Genomic DNA, 11,016 nt, shown 5'->3' on the forward strand with positions numbered 1-11,016 from the left:
ACGGTCGCCGGGGTACCGATCTGCAGGTTCTCCAGCGGCGCACCGGTGACGGTGGCCTTGTCGATGCTGACGGTGATCTGGCCCTTGTCGATGAACACATCATCGCCCTGGGCAGGCGCCGAAACGGTCTTGGTGGTCTCGCCAGCGGCGAACACCACGGTTTCACCGGTGCTCAGCAGCACGGTCAGCGGTTTATCGATGGCCTGGTTCAGGGTCACCTTGAAGGTCGGCGCAGTCGCTTCGTTCACCGTGTCGGTGACCGGCGTGATGCTGACTTTCACCAGGTTACCCGCACCGTTTGGCTCGTCGCTGACAGTAGTGGTCACTGGCGTCTTATCGGTCACCAGGTTTTCGAACTTGGTGTCGCCGGTGACCGAAATGTCAGTGATCGACTTGGTGATCGCAGGCTGGCCACCGGCATACAGGTCGTTCGGTGCAGTGACGAAGGCGGTACCCGAGGCCGAGCCGGCCGGGATAGTCACGACCGTGCCGCCAGTCAGGGTCACGGTCACACCGCCGTGGCCAGTCACTGGCAGCTTGGTGTCTTCACTGATCAGGGTGACGGTGTAGGTGATCTTGCCGCCTTCGACTACAGCGGTGTTGTCCACCGACAGGACAGCGGTGACTTTGCTGATGGTGTCGGTCACGTTGACAGTGGCCGGGTCGCCGATCTGCAGGTTTTCCAGCGGCGCACCGGTGACGGTGGCCTTGTCGATGCTAACGGTGATGGTGCCTTTATCAACAAAGACGTCATCGCCTTGGGCCGGCGCCGAGATGGTCTTGGTGGTCTCGCCAGCAGCGAACACCACGGTTTCACCGGTGCTCAGCAGCACGGTCAGCGGCTTATCGATGGCCTGGTTCAGGGTCACCTTGAAGGTCGGCGCAGTCGCTTCGTTCACCGTGTCGGTGACTGGAGTGATGCTGACTTTCACCAGATTGTCGCTGCCGTTCGGCTCGTCGCTGACAGTGGTGGTCACTGGCGTCTTATCGGTCACCAGGTTTTCGAACTTGGTGTCACCCGAGACCGAAATGTCGGTGATCGACTTGGTGATCGCAGGCTGGCCACCGGCATACAGGTCGTTCGGTGCAGTGACGAAGGCGGTACCCGAAGCCGAGCCGGCCGGGATAGTCACGACTGTGCCGCCAGTCAGGGTCACGGTCACACCGCCGTGGCCGGTCACTGGCAGCTTGGTGTCTTCACTGATCAGGGTGACGGTGTAGGTGATCTTGCCACCTTCGACCACAGCAGTGTTGTCCACCGACAGGACAGCGGTGACTTTGCTGATGGTATCGGTCACGTTGACAGTGGCCGGGTCGCCGATCTGCAGGTTCTCCAGCGGCGCACCGGTGACGGTGGCCTTGTCGATGCTGACGGTGATGGTGCCTTTATCAACAAAGACGTCATCGCCTTGGGCAGGCGCCGAAATGGTTTTGGTGGTTTCACCAGCGGCGAACACCACGGTTTCACCGGTGCTCAGCAGCACGGTCAGCGGTTTATCGATGGCCTGGTTCAGGGTGAGCTTGAAGGTCGGCGCAGTCGCCTCGTTCACCGTGTCGGTGACTGGAGTGATGCTGACTTTCACCAGGTTGTCGCTGCCGTTTGGCTCGTCGCTGACGGTAGTGGTGACCGGGGTCTTGTCGGTCACCAGGTTCTCGAACTTGGTGTCGCCGGTGACTTCGATACCGGTGATCGACTTGGTAATTGCGTCCTGGCCGCCCGCGTACAGGTCGTTCGGCGCGGTGATTTCCACGGTGCCGGTGGCCGAGCCTGGGTTGATGGTGACCTGAGTGCCACCGGTCAAGGTCACGGTCACACCACCGTGGCCAGTCACTGGCAGCTTGGTGTCTTCACTGATCAGGGTGACGGTGTAGGTGATCTTGCCACCTTCCACCACAGCGGTGTTGTCCACCGACAGGACAGCGGTGACTTTGCTGATGGTGTCGGTCACGTTGACAGTGGCCGGGGTACCGATCTGCAGGTTCTCCAGCGGAGCACCGGTAACGGTGGCCTTGTCGATGCTAACGGTGATGGTGCCTTTATCAACAAAGACGTCATCGCCCTGGGCAGGCGCCGAGATGGTCTTGGTAGTCTCGCCAGCAGCGAACACCACGGTTTCGCCAGTACTCAGGACAACGGTGAGCGCCTTGTCCAGCGCTTGGTTCAGGGTGACGTTAAAGGTTGGTGCAGTGGCTTCGTTCACCGACTCGGTGACCGGAGTGATGCTGACCTTGACCAGGTTGTCGTTGCCGTTCGGCTCATCGCTGACGGTCGTGGTGACCGGGGTCTTGTCGGTCACCAGGTTCTCGAACTTGGTGTCGCCGGTGACTTCGATACCGGTGATCGACTTGGTAATTGCGTCCTGGCCGCCCGCGTACAGGTCGTTCGGCGCGGTGATTTCCACGGTGCCGGTGGCCGAGCCTGGGTTGATGGTCACCTGAGTGCCACCGGTCAAGGTAACGGTCACACCACCGTGGCCGGTCACTGGCAGCTTGGTGTCTTCACTGATCAGGGTCACGGTGTAGGTGATCTTGCCGCCTTCGACCACAGCAGTGTTGTCCACCGACAGGACAGCGGTGACTTTGCTGATGGTGTCGGTCACGTTGACAGTGGCCGGGTCGCCGATCTGCAGGTTTTCCAGCGGCGCACCGGTGACGGTGGCCTTGTCGATGCTAACGGTGATGGTGCCTTTATCAACAAAGACGTCATCGCCTTGGGCCGGCGCCGAGATGGTCTTGGTGGTCTCGCCAGCAGCGAACACCACGGTTTCACCAGTACTCAGGACAACGGTGAGCGCCTTGTCCAGCGCTTGGTTCAGGGTGACGTTAAAGGTTGGTGCAGTGGCTTCGTTCACCGACTCGGTGACCGGCGTGATGCTGACCTTGACCAGGTTGTCGCTGCCGTTTGGCTCGTCGCTGACGGTAGTGGTCACTGGGGTCTTGTCGGTCACCAGGTTCTCGAACTTGGTGTCGCCGGTGACTTCGATACCGGTGATCGACTTGGTAATTGCGTCCTGGCCGCCCGCGTACAGGTCGTTCGGCGCGGTGATTTCCACAGTGCCGGTGGCCGAGCCTGGGTTGATGGTGACCTGAGTGCCACCGGTCAAGGTAACGGTCACACCACCGTGGCCAGTCACTGGCAGCTTGGTGTCTTCACTGATCAGGGTGACGGTGTAGGTGATCTTGCCGCCTTCCACCACTGCGGTGTTATCCACCGACAGGACAGCGGTGACTTTGCTGATGGTGTCGGTCACGTTGACAGTGGCCGGGTCGCCGATCTGCAGGTTCTCCAGCGGAGCACCGGTAACGGTGGCCTTGTCGATGCTAACGGTGATGGTGCCTTTATCAACAAAGACGTCATCGCCTTGGGCCGGCGCCGAGATGGTCTTGGTGGTCTCGCCAGCAGCGAACACCACGGTTTCACCGGTGCTCAGGACAACGGTGAGCGCCTTGTCCAGCGCTTGGTTCAGGGTGACGTTAAAGGTTGGTGCAGTGGCTTCGTTCACCGACTCGGTGACCGGCGTGATGCTGACCTTGACCAGGTTGTCGTTGCCGTTCGGCTCATCGCTGACGGTAGTGGTGACCGGGGTCTTGTCGGTCACCAGGTTCTCGAACTTGGTGTCGCCGGTGACCGAAATGTCGGTGATCGACTTGGTGATCGCAGGCTGGCCACCGGTGAACAGGTCGTTCGGTGCAGTGACGAAGGCGGTACCAGAGGCCGAGCCGGCCGGAATAGTCACGACTGTGCCGCCAGTCAGGGTCACGGTCACACCGCCGTGGCCAGTCACTGGCAGCTTGGTGTCTTCACTGATCAGGGTCACGGTGTAGGTGATCTTGCCACCTTCCACCACAGCGGTGTTGTCCACCGACAGGACAGCGGTGACTTTGCTGATGGTGTCGGTGACCTGAACGGTCGCCGGGGTACCGATCTGCAGGTTCTCCAGCGGCGCACCGGTGACGGTGGCCTTGTCGATGCTGACGGTGATGGTGCCTTTATCAACAAAGACGTCATCGCCTTGGGCCGGCGCCGAGATGGTCTTGGTGGTCTCGCCAGCAGCGAACACCACGGTTTCACCGGTGCTCAGCAGCACGGTCAGCGGTTTATCGATGGCCTGGTTCAGGGTGAGCTTGAAGGTCGGCGCAGTCGCCTCGTTCACCGTGTCGGTGACTGGAGTGATGCTGACTTTCACCAGGTTGTCGCTGCCGTTCGGCTCGTCGCTGACAGTAGTGGTCACTGGCGTCTTATCGGTCACCAGGTTTTCGAACTTGGTGTCGCCGGTGACTTCGATACCGGTGATCGACTTGGTAATTGCGTCCTGGCCGCCCGCGTACAGGTCGTTCGGCGCGGTGATTTCCACGGTGCCGGTGGCCGAGCCTGGGTTGATGGTGACCTGAGTGCCACCGGTCAAGGTAACGGTCACACCACCGTGGCCAGTCACTGGCAGCTTGGTGTCTTCACTGATCAGGGTGACGGTGTAGGTGATCTTGCCGCCTTCGACCACAGCGGTGTTGTCTACCGACAGGACAGCGGTGACTTTGCTGATGGTGTCGGTCACGTTGACAGTGGCCGGGGTACCGATCTGCAGGTTCTCCAGCGGCGCACCGGTGACGGTGGCCTTGTCGATGCTGACGGTGATGGTGCCTTTATCAACAAAGACGTCATCGCCTTGGGCCGGCGCCGAAATGGTTTTGGTGGTTTCACCAGCGGCGAACACCACGGTTTCACCGGTGCTCAGCAGCACGGTCAGCGGCTTATCGATGGCCTGGTTCAGGGTCACCTTGAAGGTCGGCGCAGTCGCTTCGTTCACCGACTCGGTGACCGGCGTGATGCTGACCTTGACCAGGTTGTCGCTGCCGTTCGGCTCGTCGCTGACGGTAGTGGTGACCGGGGTCTTGTCGGTCACCAGGTTCTCGAACTTGGTGTCGCCGGTGACCGAAATGTCGGTGATCGACTTGGTGATCGCAGGCTGGCCACCGCTGAACAGGTCGTTCGGTGCAGTGACGAAGGCGGTACCCGAGGCCGAGCCGGCCGGGATAGTCACGACTGTGCCGCCAGTCAGGGTCACGGTCACACCACCGTGGCCGGTCACTGGCAGCTTGGTGTCTTCACTGATCAGGGTGACGGTGTAGGTGATCTTGCCACCTTCGACCACAGCAGTGTTGTCCACCGACAGGACAGCGGTGACTTTGCTGATGGTGTCGGTCACGTTGACAGTGGCCGGGTCGCCGATCTGCAGGTTCTCCAGCGGAGCACCGGTAACGGTGGCCTTGTCGATGCTGACGGTGATGGTGCCTTTATCAACAAAGACGTCATCGCCTTGGGCCGGCGCCGAAATGGTCTTGGTGGTTTCACCAGCGGCGAACACCACGGTTTCACCGGTGCTCAGGAGCACGGTCAGCGGTTTATCGATGGCCTGGTTCAGGGTGAGCTTGAAGGTCGGCGCAGTCGCTTCGTTCACCGTGTCGGTGACCGGCGTAATGCTGACCTTCACCAGGTCACCCTGCCCGGAAGGCTCATCCGTAACGCTGGTGCTGACCTCGGTCTTATCCAGGGTCAGGTTCTCGAACTTCCACGCGTCCGCGCCGCTGACCGCGTCGATGGCGTTGACCACCGGCTCGTTAGCACCGACATAGACGTTATCCGGCGCGGTCGCAGTGGCCGAACCGGTGGTGCTGTTGGCGGGCACGATGACAGTGGTGCCATCGGTCAGCTTGAAGTACAGCTCCGAGTGGTTATTGATCGGCAGACCGTCTTTGTTGGTCAGCGTGATGGTGTAGGTGATCTCGCCGCCTTCGGTGACCGACTGGCTTGCGGTCAACTTGGCCACAACCTCGTCGATGGTGTCGGTCACTTTGACCGAAGCATCGCCGCCCAACTGCAGGTTCTCGAAGGCAGCACCGGTAGCGTCTACCGCCGACTTGATGCCCAGGGTGATTTCGCCAGCATCCTGGTAAACGTCGTCACCCTGCGCGTCGTGAGCATACGGCTCGCTCGAGGTCTGACCGGCCTTGATGGTTACAACCGCGTTGTTGCTCAGGGTCACGACCAGGTCGTGGGCCAGGGCGGTGTTGATGTGCACGGTGAAGGTCGGTTTGACGTTCTCGGCCACCGAAGTTTGGTCGGCCGTGATGGTGACCTTGACGATATCGCCTTCGTTGCCTGGGGTGCCTGGCTCGTCGGTAACCTGGGTGCTGACCGGGGTCTTGTCCAGGTTCAGATTTTCAAACTTCCACGCGTCCGCGCCGCTGACCGCGTCGATGGCGTTGACCACCGGCTCGTTAGCACCGACATAGACGTTATCCGGCGCGGTCGCAGTGGCCGAACCGGTGGTGCTGTTGGCGGGCACGATGACAGTGGTGCCATCGGTCAGCTTGAAATACAGCTCCGAGTGGTTATTGATCGGCAGACCGTCTTTGTTGGTCAGCGTGATGGTGTAGGTGATCTCGCCGCCTTCGGTGACCGACTGGCTTGCGGTCAACTTGGCCACAACCTCGTCGATGGTGTCGGTCACTTTGACCGAAGCATCACCACCCAACTGCAGGTTCTCGAAGGCAGCACCGGTAGCGTCTACCGCCGACTTGATGCCCAGGGTGATTTCGCCAGCATCCTGGTAAACGTCGTCACCCTGCGCGTCGTGAGCATACGGCTCGCTCGAGGTCTGACCGGCCTTGATGGTTACAACCGCGTTGTTGCTCAGGGTCACGACCAGGTCGTGGGCCAGGGCGGTGTTGATGTGCACGGTGAAGGTCGGTTTGACGTTCTCGGCCACCGATACCTGGTCAGCGGTGATGGTGACTTTGACGATGTCACCTTCGTTGCCTGGGGTGCCTGGCTCGTCGGTAACCTGAGTGCTGACCGGGGTCTTGTCCAGATTCAGGTTTTCAAACTTCCACGCGTCCGCGCCGCTGACCGCGTCGATGGCGTTGACCACCGGCTCGTTAGCGCCGACATAGACGTTATCCGGCGCGGTTGCAGTGGCCGAACCGGTGGTGCTGTTGGCGGGCACGATGACAGTGGTGCCATCGGTCAGCTTGAAGTACAGCTCCGAGTGGTTATTGATCGGCAGGCCATCTTTGTTGGTCAGCGTGATGGTGTAGGTGATCTCGCCGCCTTCGGTGACCGACTGGCTTGCGGTCAACTTGGCCACAACCTCGTCGATGGTGTCGGTCACTTTGACCGAAGCATCGCCGCCCAACTCCAGGTTTTCGAAGGTACGACCATCAACGTCCACAGCCGACTTGATGCCCAAGCTGATTTCGCCGCCGTCCAGATAGACGTCGTCGCCCTGCGCCGCGTGCTCGTAAAGCGCGCTGGTTTCGCCGGCCTTGATGGTGACTGTGGCGTTGTTGCTCAAGGTGACGACCAGGTCGTGTGCCAGAGCGGTATTGATGTGCACGGTGAAGGTCGGTTTGACGTTCTCGGCCACCGAAGTCTGGTCGGCAGTGATGGTGACCTTGACCAGATCGCCTTCGTTATTGCCGCCTGGGTTACCGGGGGTACCTGGCTCGTCAGTGACGGTGGTGCTGACCGGGGTCTTGTCCAGTGTCAACTGTTCGAATTTTCCGACGTCAGCGCCAGCAACGGTAGCGATCGACTGCACCACCGGGGTGTTGCTGCCGACATAGACGTTGTCCGGAGCAGTGACGGTAATCGAGCCGCTGGTGCCATTGGCCGGCACGGTAATGACGGTTTTGCCGTCGCTCAGCGTGAAGTTCAGGGCGCCGTGGTTGTTGATCGGCAGGCCGTCTTTGTTGGTCAGGGTGATGGTGTAGGTGATCTCGCCGCCTTCGGTGACCGAAGGCGTCGCGGTCAGCTTGGCCACGACTTCGTCGGTGGTGTCTGTCACTTGGACGGTAGCCGCACCGCCCAGCTCCAGGTTCTCGAAGGTAGCACCGGTGGCGTCTACCGCCGACTTGATACCCAGGCTGATTTCGCCCGAATCATTGTAGACATCATCCCCCTGCGCATCGTGGGTGTACGGCGCGCTGATTTCGCCCGCCTTGATGGTCACGGTCGCGTTGTTGCTCAGGGTCACAACCAGGTCGTGATCCAGCGGCTGGTTGATGTGCACAGTGAACGTCGGTTTGACGTTTTCCGCCACCGAAGTCTGGTCGGCGGTGATGGTGACCTTGACCAGGTCGCCTTCGTTGCCTGGGGTGCCTGGTTCGTCGGTAACCTGGGTGCTGACCGGGGTCTTGTCCAGATTCAGGTTTTCGAACTTCCACGCATCCGCGCCGCTGACAGCATCGATGGCATTGACCACCGGCTGGTTAGTACCGACATACACGTTATCCGGGGCGGTTACAGTGGCCGAGCCCGTGGTGCTGTTGGCCGCGACGACAACGGTGGTGCCATCGGTCAGCTTGAAATACAGCTCCGAGTGGTTATTGATCGGCAGACCGTCTTTGTTGGTCAGCGTGATGGTGTAGGTGATCTCGCCGCCTTCGGTAACCGAAGGCGTCGCAGTCAGCTTGGCTACCACTTCGTCGATGGTGTCGGTCACTTTGACCGAAGCATCACCACCCAACTGCAGGTTCTCAAAGGCAGCACCGGTAGCATCTACCGCCGACTTGATGCCCAGGGTGATTTCGCCAGCATCCTGGTAAACGTCATCGCCCTGCGCCGCGTGCTCGTACGGTGCACTGGTTTCGCCGGCCTTGATGGTCACCGTGGCATTGTTGCTCAGGGTCACGACCAGGTCGTGCTCCAGCGGCTGGTTGATGTGCACGGTGAACGTCGGTTTGACGTTCTCGGCCACCGATACCTGGTCAGCGGTGATGGTGACTTTGACGATGTCACCTTCGTTGCCTGGGGTGCCTGGTTCGTCGATAACCTGGGTGCTGACCGGGGTCTTGTCCAGATTGAGGTTTTCGAACTTCCACGCATCCGCGCCGCTGACAGCATCGATGGCATTGACCACCGGCTGGTTAGTACCGACATACACGTTATCCGGGGCGGTTACAGTGGCCGAGCCGGTGGTGCTGTTGGCCGCGACGACAACGGTGGTGCCATCGGTCAGCTTGAAATATAGCGCCGAATGGTTGTTGATCGGCAGACCGTCTTTGTTGGTCAGCGTGATGGTGTAGGTGATCTCGCCACCTTCGGTAACCGAAGGCGTCGCAGTCAGCTTGGCTACCACTTCGTCGATGGTGTCGGTCACTTTGACCGAAGCATCACCACCCAACTGCAGGTTCTCAAAGGCAGCACCGGTAGCGTCTACCGCCGACTTGATGCCCAGGGTGATTTCGCCAGCATCCTGGTAAACGTCATCGCCCTGCGCCGCGTGCTCGTACGGTGCACTGGTTTCGCCGGCCTTGATGGTCACCGTGGCATTGTTGCTCAGGGTCACGACCAGGTCGTGCTCCAGAGGCTGGTTGATATGCACGGTGAACGTCGGTTTGACGTTCTCGGCCACCGATACCTGGTCAGCGGTGATGGTGACTTTGACGATGTCACCTTCGTTGCCAGGGGTGCCTGGCTCGTCGGTAATCTGGGTGCTGACCGGGGTCTTGTCCAGATTCAGGTTTTCAAACTTCCACGCGTCCGCGCCGCTGACCGCGTCGATGGCGTTGACCACCGGCTCGTTAGCACCGACATAGACGTTATCCGGGGCGGTTACAGTGGCCGAGCCGGTGGTGCTGTTGGCCGCGACGACAACGGTGGTGCCATCGGTCAGCTTGAAATACAGCTCCGAGTGGTTATTGATCGGCAGACCGTCTTTGTTGGTCAGCGTGATGGTGTAGGTGATCTCGCCACCTTCGGTAACCGAAGGCGTCGCAGTCAGCTTGGCTACCACTTCGTCGATGGTGTCGGTCACTTTGACCGAAGCATCACCACCCAACTGCAGGTTCTCGAAGGCAGCACCGGTAGCGTCTACCGCCGACTTGATGCCCAGGGTGATTTCGCCAGCATCCTGGTAAACGTCATCGCCCTGCGCCGCGTGCTCGTACGGTGCACTGGTTTCGCCGGCCTTGATGGTCACCGTGGCATTGTTGCTCAGGGTCACGACCAGGTCGTGCTCCAGCGGCTGGTTGATGTGCACGGTGAACGTCGGTTTGACGTTCTCGGCCACCGAAGTCTGGTCGGCAGTGATGGTTACTTTGACCAAGTCACCTTCGTTGTTGCCGCCTGGGTTGCCCGGAGTACCTGGCTCATCGGTAACGGTTGTGCTGACCGGCGTCTTGTCCAGGGTCAGCTGTTCGAACTTGCCGACATCAGCGCCAGCAACAGTTGCGATCGACTGTACCACCGGGGTATTGCTGCCAACGTAAACGTTGTCCGGAGCAGTCACGGTGATCGAACCGCTGGTGCCGTTGGCCGGCACGGTGATGACGGTCTTGCCGTCGCTCAGCGTGAAGGTCAGGGCGCCGTGGTTGTTGATCGGCAGGCCGTCTTTGTTGGTCAGCGTGATCGTGTAGGTGATCTCGCCGCCTTCGGTCACCGAAGGGGTGGCGGTCAGCTTAGCCACAACTTCACTGATAGTGTCCGAGATCTCAACGGTAGCTGGACCACCCAAGGCCAGGTTCTCGAAAGTGGCACCTGGAACGGTAGCGTCGGTAACGCTGAGGGTGATGGAGCCAGCGTCGTGATAGACGTCATCACCCTGAGCCGGAGTCTTGTACTCGACTTCGGTCTTACCGGCTTCGATCGTCACGGTGTCTCCGTTCGACAGAGTGACGGTCAACGGACGATCCAGCGCCTGGCTTACTTTCACAGTAAAGGAAGGTTGCTGGTCTTCGGTCACATTGCCATTGCTGACGATGCTTACGGTGACAGTATCGACGCTGTCATTGATGACAGTCGAGGCTGGAGTCGGATTCGGGGTCAGCTGCTCGAAGTTGCCGCCGGTGGCGTTTTCGATGGTGACGCTGACAGTCGAACCGTTGTTATAGACGTCGTTCGCCGGGGTCTGGAAATCAACGCTGCCTTGGGTCTTGCCCGCTTCAACAGTGATGGTCTGGCCGTTGGACAGGGTCACGGTTACCGGCGTCTGGGCAGGGTTGCTCAGGGTCACGGTG

1 protein-coding gene is annotated in these 11,016 nt (G+C 60.3%); it reads right to left on the reverse strand.

Translation table 11 applies throughout. The annotated features are described in order from the left end of the window. Positions 1-11,016, reverse strand: an 11,016-nt coding sequence (locus AC07XM_RS30480) for an immunoglobulin-like domain-containing protein (RefSeq protein ID WP_495046074.1), incomplete at both ends; no start/stop codon positions are given.

This window comes from Pseudomonas sp. GW460-LB5 (assembly GCF_059423245.1).